Below are 20,282 nucleotides of genomic sequence, written 5' to 3' on the forward strand. Positions count from 1 at the left end.
GGAACTGGTGACTCTCACCAGGGGCTATATAGGATATGCCTAATACCGTGGCGTGAGCAGTCCGGAACTGGAGTAGAACTCTTAGTAAAAAGCACTATTTCATCCTTGTTGCTGAAGCATGGGGAATAATTGTTCGCAAAGCAAAACACCGTTATTCATTGCTTCTACCCGTGCCTCGCTTTCTGTATTACGAAATTGTCCCAACACATGTGCCAGCCGATAAAAACCCACCGCGGTGAGGTCATTCGCCAGCAACTATGCCTGACCAATAGCACTCTGTTCCTGATAGCGCCAGCCGTTATGGAGCAGTTGAATAAGTAACGCCTGGCAGCGTATCAGCAACTGATGAGCAGTAGACGGCACAGGCAAAACGCTGGCAGAAGGTAGCGGTGCCACAGGCGTAGTTTCTGCGTCCAGCGCCCAGGCACGGGTTTTTGTCATCATCACCCGTGGTTCCAGTGTCAATTGCCCTTCAACAAAACTGACAAAGCCAGAAACCAGACACACGGGGTCGTCTGTTTGTTGCAAAAGCGCCGCCATGCGTTCAACGGCATAAGGTGCGCTGGCTGAGGCTGGTAATGATAACGTCAGCACATTATCTTCCCCTTCGCCGCTAATGACCTGCGCATCCAGCGTCTGGCGGCTGCTGTCCCAACCGAGCGAAATACACTCAGCGACCGGCAGAATAAATAAGTTATCGACCTGATTAAGAGGCCGTATGCAGGCGGGGGGACGCTGGCGTAAATATTCCCGCAAAGCCACAATGCCCGGCTGGCGTAACGGCGCGCTCAACATTTGCCAGGCATCAGGCGACAGCGGCACAACGCTGCTTAAGCGGTTGCGGGTAGCTAACAGCAGCTCGCCATCGGCACTGCGTTTTGCTGCTTGTGAAACAATTTGCCCGCCCGCCAGTGCGCCAGCCTGAAAACTAAACAGCCGACGCGTAGCTGCCGGTGAGTTTTCCTGTTCACTTCGCGGCCAACTGCGCGAAAGGTGCAAAATACTGCCGGTGTCGGGATCGGTAAACCAGATGCGTAAACCATAATGCTCAATATCCTGCCAGCAACGCATACCTAAAGACACCAGCCGCAGATGATCAAGCTTTGCTTCTCCGGCAATGCCAGAGCCAACGACCGTGCGCCACGGCACAGGAGGAACTTCACCAATACTGTCGCGCCGGGCCATCTCTTGTGCGCAATTTAATCGACTGTTTAATGCCGCAAGCTGATGTAAGCATTCTCCGGCATTATAGTGGCTGGCGCGGGCGTGGAAGGCATCAACGCTGGCGCGCAGTTGCCGTAGCGATTCACTCACCCAGCGCCAGTTGCAGGTCTCTGCCGCCTGCAATGCGCGGTTGAATGCTGCCTCGTAATGGATGAGCGGCTGGCTGATGCCGCCAAGCCATAATGTCTGGCTTAATTGCTGAACATATTGACGACACGCGTTGCCTTCTTCGCTGGCAAACGGATCGTCAGATGATGTGACGTGTTCGCTGCGCATCTGCCAGATTAAATGGTTAAATTCTGCTTGCTGCGCTTTGGCCTCGACGAAGGCCTGTACCGCCAGTACGACATGTTCGCAAAGTGTGCCTTCAATACAATCACAACGGGCGAAACGAATACTGCTGCGGGAATAAAAACGCACATCGCTCATCGGTAAGCGGGCAGAGGGAATTTCACCCGGCGCACAGAACAACTCAATGGTGATGCCTTTAGCGACCAGCGCCTGTGCGCGTTTGCGGGTAGCATCGGGAAGGGTAGCCAGTTCTTCCAGCCAGATTGCCGGATCCCACTCTTCTTCTTTTTCCGTAGACTGAGTGGTGGCACAAAGTCGTTGATAACTTAACACCAGCATCACGCGATGACGGCACATACCGTTGGCCCCGCAACTGCACTGAGCCTCTTTCAGTGCCTGGCCGTTCGCCAGCTGGGTACGGACACCGTCACTGAAGGTGGCGATTAAAGCGTCGTTCTCATGGCTGATCTCCGGGACGTTGCCATTTTCCAGTTCCTTAAGACTGCGCTTAACAAAACCGGCATTGCTTAACGCCGTCAGGGCCTGCGGTGTCAGTTCTAATAATTCCGGACGTAGTGAATTCATGACTGAAGATTCTCCGCAAGCCATGATGCCAGCTCGCCCGGCGTCATGGCGGCTATTTGTGCGCCGACATTAACCAGCGCCTGGGCCGTATCGCGGTCATAGCAAGGTGTTGCGGTGCTATCGAGCGCTGCCAGTCCCAGCACTTTGATGCCGCTCTGGACACACTTTTTCACCTGATGCGTCAGTAATGATGATGAACCCCCTTCGTAAAAATCGCTCACGAGGATAATGACGCTTTTCGCTGGTTGTTCAATAAGTTGCCGACCATACTCCACGGCACTGGCGATATTGGTCCCGCCGCCCAACTGTACTTTCATTAATAACTCTACCGGATCGGCAACGTCTGCCGTGAGATCAACGACGCTTGTGTCAAACGCCACCAGATGGGTACGAATGCCGGGTAACTGCCACAAACAGGCCGCCATCACCGCAGAGTGGATCACCGAATCGACCATCGATCCGCTTTGATCAACCAGTAAGACCAGTTGCCATTGTTCGCTTTGGCGTTTAATGCGGCTGTTAAAGCGGGGGGATTCGATATACAACTTGCCGTGTTGCGGGTGCCAGTGTTGCAGGTTGGCGCGCAGAGTACTTTTGAAATCAAAGTTTCGCGCCAGTGGAATAAATGAACGGCGACGGCGATCGCGGACACCAGAAAAAGCCTGACGAACTTCCTTTGCCAGTCGAGCCATAATTTCTTCAACAACCTGGCACACTATCCGGCGGGCGGCAGCCAGTACTTCGGGGTTCATCAGATGTTTGGTGTGCAAAACAGCGCGTAGCAGGCTTTCAGAAGGCTGCATACGTTCCAGCACGTCGAGATTCGTCACCACATCTTCAATGCCGTAGCGCAGCACGGCATCGCTTTCCAGCCGCTCAATCACCTGCTGCGGAAACAGCGTGTGAATACTGTTGATCCACTCAGGGGTGGTGAGATTTGAGCCACCTAATCCACCGGAACGTTCACCACGCTGGAGCCGTTCAGGATCGCGCCCATACAGCCACTCCAGCGCGTGGTCTATCTGCCGGGCGTTGTCATCCAGCCCACAAAGCGTCGTTTCTGCCGCTTCGCCAAGAATTAATCGCCAGCGTTGTAGCTCACGGGTGGTCAGAAGATCGTTCAGTTCAGACATGGAAAACTCCCCAGTTTTGCAGCGATGCCAGTGCCTGCTGTTCGAGTTGTTGATGATGTGCAATGGCCTGTGGTGGACAATGCAACGGCATTTGCAGCGCCGAAACGGGAAGTTGCGCCAGTTGATAATGCTCAAGCACCTGATGCGCCAGCGTCCCGCGTTCTCGTGGTGGTAGCCAGGCCATCGCCGCGCGTAAATCGGGCAGGGCGTTAATAAAATCGGCTTCACTCAGTTGATTTAAATGACTGCTGAAACCGGCGATAAATGCCGGCTGACAGGCCAGTTGATGGCGGGCCAGCGCCAGCAAACCGTGCAGCGCCTCACCAGATTGTGCCGGGGATAACTGCGCCAGCATCGTCAGCGCCGCTTCGGCACTGGCGTTGGGATGTTCCAGACGCATTAGTGCGCCAAGAGCCGCGCCGCGATCCAGCGCCGGGGCATGAATTGCCTGACTGCGTCGCTCCAGTAAGGCTACCGCCGCAGAAAGAGAAACGCCGGGTAAATTAACGCCGCTATGTAGATCGCGCAGAATATGGCAAAGCGCTTGCCAGCTATGCAGGTGAGCGTGAAACTCCTTTTCATCCGGTCTGCCGTTAGATTCACACAGCCACAGCGTGCGATCGATAGTCGCGCATAACGTCGTTTGTAATATCTGCGCGCCTTGCATACCGCTAATTTCATCCAGCCGCCATAAGGCATAAAGCACTTCCAGCGCCTGGCCCATTTCGGCAAATTGATTTTCCTGGGCGATTAATAGTGTGAGTTGCTCCAGTAATTGTTGACTGAAGGACGCCAGACCCGCTAACGCCGCCTGGCTAAGACATGTGGTGATACTGCCGATTCCGCCCGCGTCCAGCATATCGGCTTCTAATTTATTGCGTGCGGCTTCCTGGAGTGTGGCACCAAAACAGGCGGCCTCAATCAATGCCGCATGCTGGCTAAGCGGGCGGGTTAATTTCCAGCGTTCTTCACCGTTGCCTGCAAGTGTCAGTGTACTTCCCTGCTGGCGTACAATCCCAGGGATCTCCAGTATTGCCAGCCGATGTAACACCTGACTTTGCGCCAGCCCATCGGGGGTAAAGCGATTTAAGGTAAGCTCCGCCGGAAGGGAGATTGCGGTACGTTCCAGTTCGCAGGTGACATCTTTTGGCAGAGGCGGTTGTGGCGTAGAAGGGGCAAGTTTACCGAATCCGTCACCCGCTAATGTGTCTATCAACGTTAGCAGAATCGGATCGGTATCGGGATGAATAACGCCGCGATAGCTCCACGGCAACGGCGCGTTCAGGGCTTCTTTAATCAGCGAGCCTGCTATGGCATCCAGCCAGTCAGTGCGTAACGGTAGTGTATGACCGCGCAACTGTGCCAGCGCCATCGCATGCAGATGAGCGGCAGCCATATCCGCGGTAGAAGCGGGCAATTTGTGCTGGCGCAAACGGGTAAGGATAGTTTTTAGCAGTTGTTCACCGGCCTTCTGCAAGCCCCACTGCCAGCACCAGTTTTGCCATACCGGGGCAGGCATTCCTGAAAGGTATCCTGCCAGCACATCAAGGCGCTTTTCACTGTAGGGTGTGAGATAACAACCTGTAACGGCATCTGCCAGCGAGGGCAATTCTGGCTTGTTAATTTTCTGAGGGCATTCGCGCCACATCTTTGCCAGTGCCGGAGCGTGCCAGCCACCGCAGACAACTAACACGTCGCCATTATTTTGCTGCATCGCCCATCCAATCCAGCGGGCCATAAAGGCTTCGCGCTGACGATTGAGCGCATCGCCGGAGGCGTCGCCCCGCAGTTGGGCAAAATAGTGCGCCAGCGCAGAGGGTAATGCAGTTTGCTGGCTTTCATCTTCGAACAAGTGATCCCACAGGGTATCGCTGTTATCCATGCGGGTGGCACGCAGCAGTAAGGCCTGGCTTTCATCTTGCGTATCAGGCGAATCGTCCTCTTCTTCACTCTGCGCCCAGCAAGGCAAATCGATGAAGTAAGTTTGTGCCTGAATGCGACGTGCGGCTTGTAGCGCCTGCCACTCCGGCGAAAATTCAGCAAATGGCGTCCAGGCACCACGCCCGGGGGCTGCACCGTCCTGATACTGGCAATAACTGTAAATAGCTACCGGAAGCTGGTGGGCTAAAAACAGTTCGTCTACCCGGTCATTAAAATCAGCCGGGCCTTCAATCAACACGTATCGTGGCCGCTGGCTTTCGATTAACGATTTCACCAGCCGGGCGCAGGCCGGACTATGATGCCGGATGCCGACAATTAACGGCTCGCTCATGCATCTTTCCTCACGGCAGGCGGTGGCGGGCTTGATAATAAGCCTGCCAGTGAGCTTCTTTATGTGTGGCGACACGCTGTTCGAAGTAACGGCGCAGACGCGCGCGATCTTCTTCGTTATCTTTGACGATGGTTCCGGCAATACATTCCACCAGGTCGGCAGGCTCCCCCGCGCGATTCGCTAAAAACCAGGCGCGGACGCCCACAGCATGGGCCACGTTCACGGCTTCAGCGGTGGACATAATCGCTGTCAGTGTATCCATTGACGTTTTCTTTTCGCCGTTGGCACGCAGATCGCGGAAGGTGCGGACCAGTAATTCCAGTACCGCGTCAGGCACTTTATGCGGAATACCGCTATGGGCCAGCAAACGCGCCGAAGCACTGGCGACCAGTTCCAACTCCTGGGCGAAATCCATAATCGGAAAAACCGTTTCAAAATCGAAGCGACGCTTTAGCGCAGCACTCATTTCATTGACGCCGCGATCGCGGGTATTGGCAGTGGCAATAATATTAAAGCCTTCTCGCGCATAGAGCTGACTGGCTTCACCAGTGAGTTCCGGCCCCGTCATCACCCTGTCAGAAAGCATACCTAACAGACAGTCCTGCACTTCCAGCGGTGTACGCGTTATCTCTTCGAAACGGACGATTTTGCCGTCGCGCATTCCCTGATAAAGCGGGGCAGGGACCAGCGCTTCCGTTGACGGACCATGATTGATAAGCAGGGCGTAGTTCCAGCCATACTTGATTTGATCTTCGGTGGTAGATGCCCCGCCCTGGATGGTTAACCCGGCATCGCCGCTAATAGCGGTTGCCAGTAATTCAGAAAGAAGAGATTTTGCGGTACCCGGTTCCCCCACCAACATCAAACCGCGGCCGGTAGCAAGAGTGACTAACATACGTTCGACAGCGGAGGGGCTAATCACCACTTTACGGCTGATATTTTGCGCTTCGTCGCCAAGGATAAAAGCACGGGCCGCAGGCAAACTTAACTGCCAACCGGGCGGGCAAGGTGCGTTATCATTTTGTTTTAATTTTGCCAGTTCATCGGCGTATAACACAGCAGCAGGCGGACGCTGCAGATGATTATTCTGCGGTGACATATATTCATCCCTGAAATGTATTAATGAAATAAACGATATTTTACGCGCAATAAATGTTTGGCGCATTAGTTGTTTGAGCGAAAAATATCTGGAAAGCAGATCACAGTAAATAAAAAAACCTGCTGGTGAGGCAGGTTCTTTTATTTACTATTTTCAGGCCTAACACCACAGCCTGTGCAACATCGTGTTCCAACGAACGAATTATAACCACGGCTGGACCCCGTTGCAATTAAGATAATGAGATTTATAATCCAGGCCATTGGGACGTTGCGCCGGATCGGACCAATTTGAATTATTTAGAGTATATTATTCTATTTCTTGGTTGAATATATTCTGTAGTTCACGATTAAAAATTGCTATTACAGTTTCAGGTGATTCACCTCGTAATTTCCGCTCATCAATACACTCATCTCTTATATAAATCAACGCATCATTTATTAGCGGGTCAGCATCTTCTCGATCACGTTGATGAAATGTTGGACGTAGCCGGAATCGCTCCAGTCGATAGACGGAACCTGTAAATAATTCAGAGCATTTATGGATCTCAAGTCTGAAGGAAAACGGATCTTCAGGTACAGGGACCTCATAATCGTAAATAGCAACCAGCTCTTTTTGCACGATCATCGCTTTCCCCGCTGGTAAGTCGTGTTGATAACGGGCAGTTGCATCACTGCCCGCTGTGTTTTAATGGAAAATGACGTCAGGTGCGCTTAACGCCTCACTCAAATCAAACACATCAAGTTCGGCAAAAGTGACGGATTTATTGTCACGGTACACTCGAAGAGAACGGAAGCTCATTAGCGCTTTGCTATCAACATTGTAGTGGTTAAAACCGGGTGAAAACTTAAGGACCAGCCGGTACTCACCCAGGTTATAGACAAATGCGTCCTCATAGCCTGACTCCCAGCCTTTGTATCGCATTCCCATAAGTTGCCCAACGGTAGCGGATTTACCTTCCCAGCGAGTCAGGCTGTTACTGGTTGACTCGTCAGGTGTGAGCAGCACCGTGCGGCGCGACAACTGGCGAAAAGGCGGCATAATTTCGTAATCGGCAAAAAGCTGTGCAAATTCACTGCGCATTTCTGCTGTCATTTCTAACGGGTGGGCAATGCCAATCAGAGCGTCCGCAGGCAGGTCAATTGGCTCATCTTGCGCATTGCAGAACTCCCCCTCTGCGGCCACACGAAAGGCTTTGAGTAAACAACGCGGTTCATTTGCCGGATAAACCCCCCATATTAATCGCTGGGTAACCAGACGGGTAAAGGGATGATTAACAAACAGAGAATGAAAATCTGCCAGCGACCAGCGTCGGGTGGTACGTAGGGCCGTTTCAAGACGCGGGAGCAGGTTTTTGCTCACCTGAGTAGCATCTTTTTTTAGCCCTTTTAGTCGGGCCAGTGCCTCGGGCGCTTTCAGTTGATCGTCATCGGCGCGCAAACGGGGAACGCTTTTCTGGCGAACGTTTTGCTGATCAAAGATAACCGGGTTGAGATTTTCATCGAAGCGAACGGTAAACTGCCGGGGACCAAAATCAAAACTCAACGCCTGCGGATCATCAAGGCCCAGGGTTGGGACTAATCTGTCCGCTAGCTCTTCCTGGCTTAGCCCGCGATTTTCTGCGACCACCTGAAGAAATTCCGCCGCGTTATCACGTAAGGGGCGGGATTTAGCCCGTTGCGATATATGATGCAGCTGTATCAGCGCCATATCATTATTCATCAGGGTAAGGATGTTCAGGCCGCTGACAGCACGGGCAGATTTGCCTTCTTGTGGCCAGGCGAGGATCTGTGTCGTCAGATCCCGTGCCGTGCTTTCGTCACCAAAGAGACTTAACGCCAGAAATGCCCAGTTGTCTTTTGCGGGGGCACCAGCTTGTTGCCACGCAGTGAAGAGATCCCAGGCAAAAGCTGCCAGCGTTTGTGGCTGGCAGAACGTTTTCAGTTGTTCCAGCCCGCTATAAAAACGTCCCCCCTGGGTAAAGCGCAGCATTTCGCCGATAATTTCCAGAGCGTCATTGGTAACAGTTTGATTATTAGTGATAAGGCGCGGCCTGGACCACATTTGCGGATGCCAGAAATCAGGGGCTTTTGGAATGCGTGCCGGGTAAATGTCCATTGGACCCTGTTTAAGCAACTGCTCCAGGGCAGACCATACATCTGTACGCTGCCAGCGGTTTGCCACGGTTTGTAGCAATTCGCCATGTCCCTGTTCGTACAGTAAACGCAGGGCAAGTAATGCGGCTTCGCTATTATCGCTGGGTTTGGTAAAGACAAGAGGGATAAGTGCACTAGCCGTATGTTCCGGCCATTGTAAAATCCACTGGCGAGCCAGATCACGCTGCGCCGCGAAACGTCGCCAGACGTGGGCAACAGGCAGCGCCAGTTCTGTTGCGCCAAAATTTAAAATTAACGGAAATGTTTCTTTTGGACGATGTGAAAAAGCCAACAGCAGACCTGGTAGCGCATCCAATCCGAGGATACTGAGAAAATAGTCCTCACCCGCGAACAGATGCTTTTTCTCATTGATACGCAGCCAGAAGGTCAAAGCCATCTCACGCGGCAACTGTGCCAATAAATACAGGTTCCAGACACTCTTTTCCGGACGATAATGTGAGTAGTTGTCATTTTCCCATATGTTAATTAACGCTTCTATGTGACCGCTGCGGAGCGCCTGTTCTGCTAATTGTGCTTCCGGGGAGTTCCAGCCATTCAGGATCTCTTCAACCCGCCCCTGGTAGTAATGCCACTGAACAAAGAGTGAATTGCGTGCAGCATCCAGTTTTCCGGGGAGTATATAATTCAGAAACAGCCATACATCATCCCCAAAACCCAGTTCCTGTAATACAACTCGTCCACTTTTTTGTTCCATGCGTTGCGCAAGAGATTCCGTGCTGAAATAACGGGCAGGCTCAGTGGCGGCAAGCCTCTCTTGTTCGCCTGGTTGCCAGTAAACTTGCGGAGTTAATTCGAGCGGTGCCAAATCAAGACGTGGAGCTGTCATTTTTTTCTTACTACGCCACGGTGGTGAAACGAGGATTTCTGGCAGATTGCTGTTATCGGTGCCATCAATAACCGGTTTGGGCGGTGCCGATAAATAACTCTTCAGCACTGACTGGGGTTGAGTACTTAACCACGGCATCACTTCTGCTGCCAGTTGTGGCTGCGATGCCATCAGCGTTTGTAACAGCGTACGCCAGTATTCATCGCGTGCTTTTTGCTGTGCAGGCAGCTTTTTGTCTTCGATGATTGGATAACCAGGGCGGGCTGGTGGTTCTGTTAACGCCAGCAGTTCTGCCAGTGCGGCGAGCGTCGCATGGGGGAAGTTTTTATGGTATTTAGCTACACGTTGCAGGCTGGGTTTGTTTTTATCAGCCACCAGTAGCAAGGTGCGGATGACTTGCGGATGGTTAATTTGTACCAGCAGACTGCCGCAATCTTCTTTATGGGCATACATCGCGAGGCGCGGAATGGCTGCCAGTCCTTGTTCGCGCAAAAGGGCGGCGCAGGCCGCGTAGCCGAAGTGGTTTTCATGCGACATGTAGCTGGCTTCTCGATCGCTAAATATATCCTGGCTCCAGTAGTGTTCGAGTTTTCTCACCGCTGTGGGGTCATTAGCAACAACTTTTAACCACTCCTTAGAATGAAAATGAGTTCGCGGGCATTCAAGGCCTACCAACTCATTGGCTATTTCTGGTTTTTCCGGGAGGATCAGCGCAATAAAAGGGCGGCGAACTTTGTTTATTCCTGGTAGTGCGGCAATGAGTTTGTCGGCGCAACGCTGCCAGCAGCTTTCCTCTGCCAGAGAGAGATGCTTACGCAGTCGGAGATCGAATTCGTTATAGGTTTCTGAGCGATAACCATAGCCATAATCCTCGTCCTGATACTGCAATGTCACTACCAGAGGATCACTCTCATAACACCGCGCAATAAACTGGCGTGCAATCACCACCTCAGTCGCATATTCCAGCCCCTCTTGTTGGACGATTTCGTCGAGCAACTGTTGGCTGTCATTTTGCGCGATACAGGCTAGCGCCGCCATTGTCCGGGCCGGGATTGAGGGTTTGTGTTCGCCGATCAAGTTGATGGCCTGCGTGATGGCGGACTGCCACTCCAGTGAAAAATTCTCATAACGCCAGACAATGTTTTTTTTCTTCTCAGCTTTTTGTAGCAATTCATCACCCAATGTCTGGATGAGACTTCCAGTGATAACGGACACTGGTTCGCCCGGCCAGCGACGATGACTGAGCGGCGTTTTGCCTTTTTTATATTTCAGTTCCAGTTGGGCGTTATCCGCCAGCCACGGTAATTCCTTGTCCATGCTCTTTCCTTATTCAAACAGGGCTTCAATATCGTTAATTAGCTCGCTGGCGGTGATGGCATCGATTACGGAGAACTGCGCTTCCTGTGTTGAATTACTCCCCCAGCCATATCTTTCTGCTTTGCCTTCCCATAGCCACAGCTTGCTTAAGAGCTGCTCAGCGCTGAGTTCGGCTGGCGACATGCCTACCGCAAAGCCTTCATCGATTTCCATGATTAACGACCAGCGACCCAAAGGTTTGATCATCCATCCGATCCAGCCTCCATCCTGTGGTTCGCCCTTTATCCAGCCTTTATTCGCCAGCCCCATGACCCGACCACTCGGGCATTTTCTGCCTGCCCAGCGGGTCAGTTCACTGGCATTGCGCTCGGCTTCTGTCAGGGCGTAGCTGTTACGGTCGAGCTGGCGGAACGGTGGTAGCAGTTCGTAGTCGGCAAAAAGCTGACCAAAGGCGGCAGCATCCGTTGGTGATATTTCCAGAACGTGAGGAGTGCCGATAGAGATATCGCCTTCCGGCAGGGTGAAAAGATCATCGTCAGCGGTGCTGGAGCTGTTATCTTCTGCTACGCGAAAGCAAGCCAGTAGCTGGTTTTCGGCGCTATAAACGCCCCAAATCAGACGGCGGGTTAAGTGACGAACCAGCGGATGCTCAACCAGGAAGAGCTGGAAGTTTTCCAGCGACCAGCGGCGGCGCAGGCACATGGCGGATTCCAGCCTTGCTACCTGCTGGGCGGCGATGGTACGCGCATCTTTTTTCAGCAATTTGTAGCGGTTAACCGCATCGTTCGCCCGCGTTTCATCATCGCTTTTGTTCGGTTTGGGCAGGTCTTTCAGGCGGCTGCCGGAAACATCACGCACAAACGGTTTTAAGGTTTCATCAAAGCTGACGGTGAACTGCCGTGGGCCAAAATCCAGCAGCAGCGAACCGTTATCATCCAGACCGAGATCCGGTGCTAACCCGATCTTCAAGCTCCGCCACCGTGAGTTCGCGGCTCTCGGCAATGTCGGCAATTTTTTCTTTTGCCCGCTCCTGTAATGCTTTGAATTTCAGTTTCTGGGCGATGCCGTTAAGCTGCATAAGGGCGATATCACTACCGATAGCAGCGAGAATATCCAACCCAACGGTGGCGCGTTTATGCTGGGATTCACCAGGCCAGGCGCGTATTAATGGCGTCAGTTTGCGGGCGGTGTCATCGTTACCGAGAACGCCTAACGCAGTGAACGCCCAACTCTCTTTCGACGGCGCGCCAGCGGTCTGCCAGGCGGTAAACAGATCCCAGGCAAATCCCGCCAGTGAGTCGGCGGAACAGACGTCTTTCACCTGCAATAATCCCGGATACAGAGCCTCTTCCTGAGGGAAGCGGAGCATTTCACCGAGGTGGAGGAGGGCGCTATCTGGCAGTGATTGGGCATTTGCTTTTAATACCGGGCGCGTCCAGAGCGATGGCTGATAAAAGGCCGGAAGAGTGGGGATTTTTGTCGGGTGATTATCTAAGGGATCGAGCGCAAGCAGAGCGTTCACCGCATCGGTTACTTCCGGCTGGTTATAACGTCGGGCGATTTCTTGCAGTAATGGCTGATGACCGTTTTCGGTAAGCATACGCAAGGCAGCGCGGGCGTTATCCTGTGCTTCACCGGCTTTGCCGAGCGCCGCAGGCAGCAGGCCGGTAAGGGCATGTTCCGGGTATTTCAACAGCCAGCTACGGGCGTTTTCGCGTAGCGTTTTCAGTTTGTTGAAGGCACGGGCGACGGCAGGAGCCAGCTCACTCGCTGCGAAGTAATTCGTGATGGGCAAGGCTTCTTGTGGATAGCGTGCAAGTGAGTTTACTAACCCAGGTAACCCTTTGAGTCCAAAATGTAACATGGAGTATTCGGTATCGGTATGTGGAGATAGGGTAAGGGCATTCCATGCTTTTACTGCTTTCTCCAGCGGCAATGTTGTCAAAATCCCCAACTGCCAATAATGCCCGGTAGGTGAATGAAACACCTTAAATTCACTTAGTAAGGTTGAATAATCTTCATTTAGCCATGCCTCAACTACCGCTTCGGGAGCTTTAATATATGTACCAGCGATCCGTCGTTGAAAACCCATCCTTGCCAACAGGTTGGTAGTACTTTCTTCATGGCTAACCGTGATGTGTTTTGAATACCAGATATATTTCGCCAAAAGTTGATTACTGATTTCTTCTGTCAGATAACAGATTGGCTCAATGCCTAATGGCGCTAAATCCAGCACCGGAATCGGCGATTTTTTCTTTTTCGAAAGCCAGGGAGGGGAGACTACTACGGCTGGCAGTAGATCGGCGCTGGCATGGTTTGAGGGCTGTGTCAGTTGTTGCTGGCATGATTTCAGTACGGCAACTGCGGGTGTCGAGAGCCAGGGAATGACCTGTTCTGCCAGTGCTGGTTGTGAGATAAGCATTGTCATTAGCATAATGCGCCAACTGTTCTCTTCTTTTTGCCCAAGAAGTTCCGTCAGTGCCGCCATTGCTGCATGTGGGAACGCAGCAATGGCTTTCGTCATCCGATCGTGACAGCGTTTAGTTTGCCCGGCTACACGTATAAGCAGTGTCAATGCGAACGGATGATTGATATGACGCAACACATCGGCGCAGTAGTCACTTGCGGCATAGGGAGCAAATCGGGGCAGGGCTGCAACACCTTGCTCCTGTAATACGGTGGCTGACCATATCGCACCACAATAGTAATCATCAAAAATGGCATATGGTTCGTGATATTTTTCTAATGAGGCAAGAATGTGCTCATCAGTCGCCACTATTTTTAACCACTCAAGCGAGGGTAATTTTTTTTGCCCCAGTAGACGCTGGGCAATTTCATGTGCAATTTCTGGTTTTTCGGGTAATAACAAAGCAATTAATGGTTGCCGCCATTCTGGAATATGTGGAATTGCGGCAATAAGTTTTTGTGCACATTTTTGCCAGAGAGACTCTTCCGTCAGTGATAAATGTTTACGTAGGCGTCATTCAAATCTGGAATATTGCTCCAAGTAGCTAGGTGCAATGCCAGACGGCAGAATAATAATGACATTATTCGCATAATCCCATTCAATATCAATCTGTTGAAGGTGTATTATTACATCAGTAGCATATTCCAGACCGCCTTCCTGGACGATCTGATCCATAACATCCTCACGCACTTTATATCTTGTGCATTTCATTTCAAGTGCCGTGAGTACAGCCATTACTGGTGATGGTAACTGTGTTGTTTTCAGGCCGTCGATCTGACTGATCGCCTGGGCGACGGTGTTTTGCCATTCTAAAGAACAGGCGCTGAAGTCAAATGTGGCTGTTTTATTATCCCGTTGCGACACACTACAGGCTAAGCGACGTAATTGGGGCAATTTGTCTGCTTGCTGAACAGGAACTCCGGGAAAGCGGCGATGACTTAACGTGGTGTGTACAACTTCGGGCGGAAAAACGACAGCAATATCTTTCGCCAGCCACGGTAAAACAGCATCTGTATTTTTGTCAGGCGCACGGGTTTCTGCTACGAAAGAGGGTTGTTCCTGAATAATGGTGGATAAGTCCGCTACCTTGAGAGAGCCCGTTACCGTTTGGGAAGGTTGCAAAGAATTATCCTTCGCTTGCTCCACATACCCCTTCTTCACCTTCTCCGCAATCAGCTTAAGCTCCGCTTTTGCCGCTGCCGCAGCATCTGAAAAACTTTTTATCTGGCTTTGCCCTTTGGTGCCAACTTTTCCCCAACTGATATGCAACTCGTTTCCCTGTTGCTCAACTGCCCTGAATTTATGTGATTTTTCGTCCTGATAGATAAAGTGTCTCATTCTGCATCCCTGTAATTTTATCCAGTTGAATGCAGATGCTACCAGTATTTATGCGGGTTAGAGAGAGACAAAATCGCAAGAAAACAACTTTAGGAATTTATAAAGAAAAGTCGCTGTCGATGCAGCGCCTTGAAGGGGGATTATTTCACCTGATGACCCGGTTTAGCACCGGCATCCGGGCTTAGCAGGAAAATATCTTTCCCGCCAGGACCGGCAGCCATCACCATGCCTTCAGAGATACCGAAGCGCATTTTACGTGGTGCCAGGTTAGCCACCATAATGGTGTGACGACCAATCAGTGCCTGCGGATCCGGGTAAGCAGAACGAATACCGGAGAAGACATTGCGTTTTTCACCGCCGAGATCCAGCGTCAGGCGCAGCAGTTTGTCAGAACCTTCAACAAACTCTGCGTTTTCAATCAGCGCCACGCGCAGGTCAACTTTAGCGAAGTCGTCAAAGGTGATGGTTTCCTGAATCGGATCATCTGCCAGCGGGCCAGTTACCGGCGCGGCAGCGGCTTTTACTTCTTCTTTAGAGGCTTCCACCAGTGCTTCAACCTGCCTCATATCGATGCGGTTATACAGCGCCTTGAACGGATTCACTTTGTGGCCCAGCAGCGGTTGCTGGATACCATCCCAGGTCAGTTCCGTATTGAGGAATGCTTCTGCACGCTCGGTCAGTTTCGGCAGTACCGGCTTCAGGTAAGTCATCAGCACGCGGAACAGGTTGATGCCCATTGAGCAAATTGCCTGCAGGTCGGCATCGCGGCCTTCCTGTTTCGCCACCACCCACGGAGCCTGTTCATCGACATAGCGGTTAGCCAGATCAGCCAGCGCCATGATTTCGCGCACGGCTTTACCAAATTCACGGCTTTCCCACGCTTCACCAATCACTTCAGCGGCATCAGTGAAGGTTTTGTACAACTGCGGGTCAGCCAGTTCGCTTGCCAGCACGCCGTCAAAACGCTTGTTGATAAAGCCCGCATTACGGGAGGCCAGGTTAACCACTTTGTTAACGATATCGGCATTCACACGCTGAACGAAATCTTCCAGGTTGAGATCGATATCATCAATGCGCGAAGAGAGTTTCGCAGTGTAGTAGTAACGCAGGCTGTCTGCGTCAAAATGATTCAGCCAGGTGCTGGCTTTAATAAAGGTGCCGCGAGACTTGGACATCTTTGCGCCGTTCACCGTCACATAGCCATGAACAAACAGGTTGGACGGCTTGCGGAAGTTGCTGCCTTCCAGCATGGCAGGCCAGAACAGGCTGTGGAAGTAAACAATATCTTTACCGATGAAGTGGTACAGCTCGGCGGTGGAGTCTTTCTTCCAGTATTCATCGAAGCTTACGCTGTCGCCGCGCTTGTCGCACAGATTCTTGAAAGAACCCATGTAGCCAATCGGTGCGTCCAGCCAGACGTAGAAATATTTGCCCGGCGCGTTCGGAATTTCAAAACCGAAGTAAGGGGCGTCGCGGGAGATATCCCACTGTTGCAGGCCAGATTCAAACCACTCCTGCATTTTATTTGCCACCTGCTCCTGCAACGCACCGCTGCGGGTCCATGCCTGCAACATTTCGCTGAAAGAGGGCAGATCAAAGAAGAAGTGTTCAGAATCACGCATTACCGGCGTAGCGCCAGAAACCACCGATTTCGGCTCGATCAGTTCAGTCGGGCTGTAGGTCGCGCCGCAGACTTCGCAGTTATCGCCGTATTGATCCGGGGATTTACATTTCGGGCAGGTGCCTTTCACAAAACGGTCCGGCAGGAACATGCCTTTTTCCGGATCGTACAGCTGAGAGATGGTGCGGTTTTTAATAAAACCGTTTTCTTTCAGGCGAGAGTAGATAAGTTCTGACAACTGGCGGTTCTCTTCGCTGTGCGTCGAGTGATAGTTGTCATAGCTGATGTTAAAGCCTGCGAAATCAGTCTGATGCTCCTGACTCATTTCGCCAATCATCTGCTCCGGGGTGATACCAAGCTGCTGAGCTTTCAGCATGATCGGTGTACCGTGGGCATCGTCGGCGCAGATGAAGTTGACCTCGTGGCCGCGCATTCGCTGGTAACGGACCCAGACATCAGCCTGGATGTGCTCCAGCATATGGCCGAGGTGGATTGAGCCGTTAGCGTACGGCAGTGCGCACGTCACCAGAATTTTCTTCGCGACTTGAGTCATAGTAGGCATTACTTCTTAATAGTGAAAAGGGGTTAGATAGTACCAAATGGGAAAATGTTAAGTAAGTACTTCTCTATATTCTTCAGGTAAACTATCAGCTGATGGTTTATCTATACAAAAAAGGAGTCGGGATGAACGAACAATCCCAGGCCAAATCACCAGAAGCCTTGCGCGCAATGGTCGCCGGGACACTGGCCAATTTTCAGCACCCAACCCTGAAGCATAACCTCACCACGCTGAAAGCGTTGCACCATGTCGCCTGGATGGACGACACGTTGCATGTGGAACTGGTTATGCCGTTTGTCTGGCATAGCGCGTTCGAAGAGTTAAAAGAGCAATGTAGCGCCGAACTGCTGCGCATCACCGGGGCGAAAGCTATCGACTGGAAACTGTCGCATAACATAGCCACTCTGAAACGCGTGAAGAATCAGCCGGGAATTAACGGTGTGAAGAACATTATCGCGGTGAGTTCCGGTAAAGGCGGCGTGGGTAAATCGTCCACGGCGGTAAACCTGGCACTGGCGCTGGCGGCAGAAGGGGCGAAAGTCGGCATTCTGGACGCCGATATCTACGGCCCATCAATCCCAACAATGTTGGGCGCAGAAAATCAGCGTCCAACTTCGCCGGACGGTACCCATATGGCACCGATTATGTCTCATGGCCTGGCAACCAATTCAATTGGTTATCTGGTCACTGACGACAATGCGATGGTGTGGCGTGGACCGATGGCGAGCAAGGCGTTAATGCAGATGTTGCAGGAAACCTTGTGGCCGGATCTCGACTATCTGGTGCTTGATATGCCGCCAGGCACCGGTGACATTCAATTGACGCTGGCGCAAAACATTCCAGTAACCGGTGCAGTCGTGGTCACCACCCCGCAGGACATCGCGCTGATCGATGCGAAAAAAGGCATTGTGATGTTCGAGAAAGTCGAGGTTCCGGTGCTCGGTATTGTCGAGAACATGAGTGTGCATATTTGCAGTAACTGTGGTCACCATGAACCGATTTTCGGTACCGGTGGTGCAGAGAAACTGGCTGAAAAATACCATACACAGCTGCTGGGGCAGATGCCGTTACACATCTCCTTACGTGAGGATCTCGATAAAGGTACGCCAACGGTTATCAGCCGTCCGGAGAGCGAATTTACCGCTATCTACCGCCAGCTGGCTGACCGCGTTGCAGCTCAGCTCTACTGGCAGGGTGAAGTCATTCCAGGCTAGATTTCCTTCCGCGCGGTCTAACGCCTATTAACCATTCTGGTTATTCTTCATACACCGCAGAGATGTTACATTGATGCGGTGTATTAGTTTTTGCCGCATTAATGAACACTTATTTAATACTGCGAATATTCTGCGGACCTTCGTCCGAAACTCTACAAAGTCGATTGATCATACAGGCAATGCTTCATTATCATCCTTCGTGGCTGTGTAGTGGATGTACAGCTATAGTTTGTTATGCACTCATTCTATCCAGGCATAACCTTTACTACAGGGATAACGTTCAATGAATAAGTATTGGCTGTCAGGAATTATTTTTCTTGCCTATGGATTGGCTTCTCCCGCATTCTCTTCAGAGACTGCCACATTAGCGATTAATGGCAGGATCAGTCCCCCAACATGCAGTATGGCTATGGTTAATGGTCAACCTCAACAGCATTGTGGTCAGTTAACGTATAATGTTGACACCCGTCATCTGTTTTCTTCGCCCGTCAAAGGTGTAACGACAGAAGTGGTTGTTGCAGGTAGCGATAGCAAACGTCGAATCGTGTTAAATCGCTACGATTAATTTGGCAACCTGATTTTAATTGCATTTAGAAAGCCGAAATCATTTATATAAATGATTTCGGCTTTTTTATTGATATCAACAATACCATTTACATAAATCTACATTAATTGATAGATGCGATAAATAGTTAATACTCTTAAATATTTTTTGTATTTATATTGCAATGGTTAATTTGTTTTAAATCAATAAAACAATGTGTTTACATTGCGGCAACTTTTTTGATGTGAGAAATTTGTTTCCAAGAGATACAGACTCTTAACAACCAAAAATAAATTTTATTAAGGAACATATTATGAAACGTTCAATTATTGCTGCCGCTGTCTTTTCTTCTTTTTTTATGAGCGCTGGAGTATTTGCTGCAGACGTTGATACCGGAACATTAACTATTAAGGGGAATATTGCAGAATCTCCGTGTAAATTCGAAGCGGGTGGTGATTCAGTAAGTATTAATATGCCGACTGTACCAACCAGTGTCTTTGAAGGTAAAGCTAAATATTCTACCTATGATGATGCAGTCGGTGTAACCAGCAGCATGTTAAAAATTAGCTGCCCGAAAGAAGTTGCTGGTGTAAAACTCTCGTTGATTACCAACGATAAAATAACCGGTAACGATAAGGCGATAGCCAGTAGCAACGATACCGTGGGTTACTATCTCTATTTAGGTGATAACAGCGATGTCCTGGATGTTTCTGCACCTTTTAACATTGAGAGTTATAAAACAGCGGAAGGTCAATATGCTATTCCGTTTAAAGCAAAATACCTGAAACTGACAGATAACTCAGTGCAATCAGGTGATGTGTTATCTTCTCTGGTTATGCGTGTGGCGCAGGATTAATAAATAAAATTGTAAGTTTCTCCAGGTAATAAACATGGCCGCTATCCCATGGCGGCCTTTTAATTTAAGAGGCATTAAAATGAAAGGATTATTATCTTTACTCATTTTTTCTATGGTCCTTCCTGCACATGCCGGAATTGTTATCTACGGGACGCGCATTATTTACCCGGCAGAAAATAAAGAAGTGATGGTGCAGTTGATGAACCAGGGAAACCGTTCTTCGCTGCTGCAGGCGTGGATTGATGATGGCGATACGTCATTACCACCAGAAAAAATTCAGGTTCCTTTCATGTTAACGCCACCAGTGGCAAAAATAGGGGCAAATTCCGGGCAGCAAGTAAAAATCAAAATTATGCCGAATAAACTGCCCACTAATAAAGAAAGCATTTTTTATCTGAATGTTCTGGATATTCCACCAAATAGTCCAGAGCAAGAAGGTAAGAATGCACTGAAGTTTGCGATGCAAAACAGAATTAAGTTGTTTTACCGGCCAGCGGGTATTGCTCCGGTAAATAAAGCGACATTTAAAAAATTGCTGGTAAATCGCAGTGGCAATGGTTTGGTGATAAAAAATGACTCAGCTAATTGGGTGACGATTTCGGATGTCAAAGCTAATAATGTCAAAGTCAATTATGAAACTATTATGATTGCCCCCTTAGAAAGTCAGAGTGTTAATGTCAAAAGTAATAATGCAAATAACTGGCATCTGACCATTATCGATGACCATGGCAACTATATTAGTGACAAAATTTAATTGCAGGA

The 20,282-nt window shown here is 50.5% G+C and carries 10 protein-coding genes and 2 pseudogenes; 4 read left to right on the top strand and 8 right to left on the bottom strand.

All coding sequences use genetic code 11. The features are described 5' to 3' along the window. Positions 1-99: 99 nt before the first annotated feature. The 8 genes and pseudogenes from KXD89_RS07955 to metG form a co-directional block, all read right to left on the bottom strand. Positions 100-2,100: pseudogene (locus KXD89_RS07955) on the bottom strand (SWIM zinc finger family protein). Further along, a complete protein-coding gene (locus KXD89_RS07960; RefSeq protein WP_001333512.1) occupies positions 2,097-3,233 on the bottom strand; it encodes a VWA domain-containing protein in 1,137 nt (378 codons plus the stop codon). The pseudogene KXD89_RS07955 and the gene KXD89_RS07960 overlap by 4 nt, the downstream one beginning before the upstream one ends. Next, entirely contained in the window at positions 3,226-5,505 is a 2,280-nt protein-coding gene (locus tag KXD89_RS07965) for a DUF5682 family protein (protein ID WP_001294387.1), read from the bottom strand. The genes KXD89_RS07960 and KXD89_RS07965 overlap by 8 nt, the downstream gene beginning before the upstream one ends. Positions 5,506-5,515: 10 nt before the next feature. Further along, on the bottom strand, positions 5,516-6,604 hold the full coding sequence (locus KXD89_RS07970) for an AAA family ATPase (protein ID WP_001350535.1): 1,089 nt from the start codon (positions 6,602-6,604) through the stop codon (positions 5,516-5,518). A 306-nt stretch (positions 6,605-6,910) separates the two neighbouring features. Continuing rightward, positions 6,911-7,228 (bottom strand): protein YehK, encoded by a 318-nt coding sequence (gene yehK / locus KXD89_RS07975; RefSeq protein ID WP_000636925.1) that lies wholly within the window; start codon positions 7,226-7,228, stop codon positions 6,911-6,913. A gap of 60 nt (positions 7,229-7,288) precedes the next feature. Beyond that, positions 7,289-10,921: a DUF4132 domain-containing protein YehI gene (yehI, locus tag KXD89_RS07980; protein ID WP_000356817.1), complete on the bottom strand. Its 3,633-nt coding sequence runs from the start codon at positions 10,919-10,921 to the stop codon at positions 7,289-7,291. A gap of 9 nt (positions 10,922-10,930) precedes the next feature. Next, positions 10,931-14,726: pseudogene (locus tag KXD89_RS07985) on the bottom strand (DUF4132 domain-containing protein). A 140-nt stretch (positions 14,727-14,866) separates the two neighbouring features. After that, positions 14,867-16,900 carry a methionine--tRNA ligase gene (gene metG / locus KXD89_RS07990; protein ID WP_001350533.1) on the bottom strand — a complete coding sequence of 678 codons (2,034 nt, stop codon included), beginning with the start codon at positions 16,898-16,900 and terminating at the stop codon, positions 14,867-14,869. 131 nt (positions 16,901-17,031) lie between these two features. Between metG and apbC the strand changes: the two genes are divergently transcribed. The 4 genes from apbC (at position 17,032) to KXD89_RS08010 (ending at position 20,274) form a co-directional block, all read left to right on the top strand. Beyond that, a complete protein-coding gene (gene apbC, locus KXD89_RS07995; RefSeq protein WP_072647300.1) occupies positions 17,032-18,120 on the top strand; it encodes an iron-sulfur cluster carrier protein ApbC in 1,089 nt (362 codons plus the stop codon). A gap of 283 nt (positions 18,121-18,403) precedes the next feature. After that, positions 18,404-18,685 carry a YehE family protein gene (locus KXD89_RS08000; RefSeq protein ID WP_001324851.1) on the top strand — a complete coding sequence of 94 codons (282 nt, stop codon included), beginning with the start codon at positions 18,404-18,406 and terminating at the stop codon, positions 18,683-18,685. 292 nt (positions 18,686-18,977) lie between these two features. Continuing rightward, positions 18,978-19,520, top strand: coding sequence for a fimbrial protein (locus tag KXD89_RS08005; protein ID WP_000830456.1), 543 nt, complete (start codon positions 18,978-18,980; stop codon positions 19,518-19,520). 79 nt (positions 19,521-19,599) lie between these two features. Further along, on the top strand, positions 19,600-20,274 hold the full coding sequence (locus KXD89_RS08010) for a fimbria/pilus periplasmic chaperone (RefSeq protein ID WP_000677393.1): 675 nt from the start codon (positions 19,600-19,602) through the stop codon (positions 20,272-20,274). The last annotated feature ends 8 nt before the right edge of the window (positions 20,275-20,282 follow it).

Source organism: Escherichia sp. TC-EC600-tetX4 (assembly GCF_019356055.1).
Taxonomy (GTDB): Bacteria; Pseudomonadota; Gammaproteobacteria; order Enterobacterales; family Enterobacteriaceae.

What these genes read in the sequence shown, in the direction of transcription:
- KXD89_RS07960 (WP_001333512.1), bottom strand. Translation starts at nt 3,233, where the DNA reads ATGTCTGAACTGAACGATCTTCTGACCACCCGTGAGCTACAACGCTGG.
- KXD89_RS07965 (WP_001294387.1), bottom strand. Translation starts at nt 5,505, where the DNA reads ATGAGCGAGCCGTTAATTGTCGGCATCCGGCATCATAGTCCGGCCTGC.
- KXD89_RS07970 (WP_001350535.1), bottom strand. Translation starts at nt 6,604, where the DNA reads ATGTCACCGCAGAATAATCATCTGCAGCGTCCGCCTGCTGCTGTGTTA.
- yehK (WP_000636925.1), bottom strand. Translation starts at nt 7,228, where the DNA reads ATGATCGTGCAAAAAGAGCTGGTTGCTATTTACGATTATGAGGTCCCT.
- yehI (WP_000356817.1), bottom strand. Translation starts at nt 10,921, where the DNA reads ATGGACAAGGAATTACCGTGGCTGGCGGATAACGCCCAACTGGAACTG.
- metG (WP_001350533.1), bottom strand. Translation starts at nt 16,900, where the DNA reads ATGACTCAAGTCGCGAAGAAAATTCTGGTGACGTGCGCACTGCCGTAC.
- apbC (WP_072647300.1), top strand. Translation starts at nt 17,032, where the DNA reads ATGAACGAACAATCCCAGGCCAAATCACCAGAAGCCTTGCGCGCAATG.
- KXD89_RS08000 (WP_001324851.1), top strand. Translation starts at nt 18,404, where the DNA reads ATGAATAAGTATTGGCTGTCAGGAATTATTTTTCTTGCCTATGGATTG.
- KXD89_RS08005 (WP_000830456.1), top strand. Translation starts at nt 18,978, where the DNA reads ATGAAACGTTCAATTATTGCTGCCGCTGTCTTTTCTTCTTTTTTTATG.
- KXD89_RS08010 (WP_000677393.1), top strand. Translation starts at nt 19,600, where the DNA reads ATGAAAGGATTATTATCTTTACTCATTTTTTCTATGGTCCTTCCTGCA.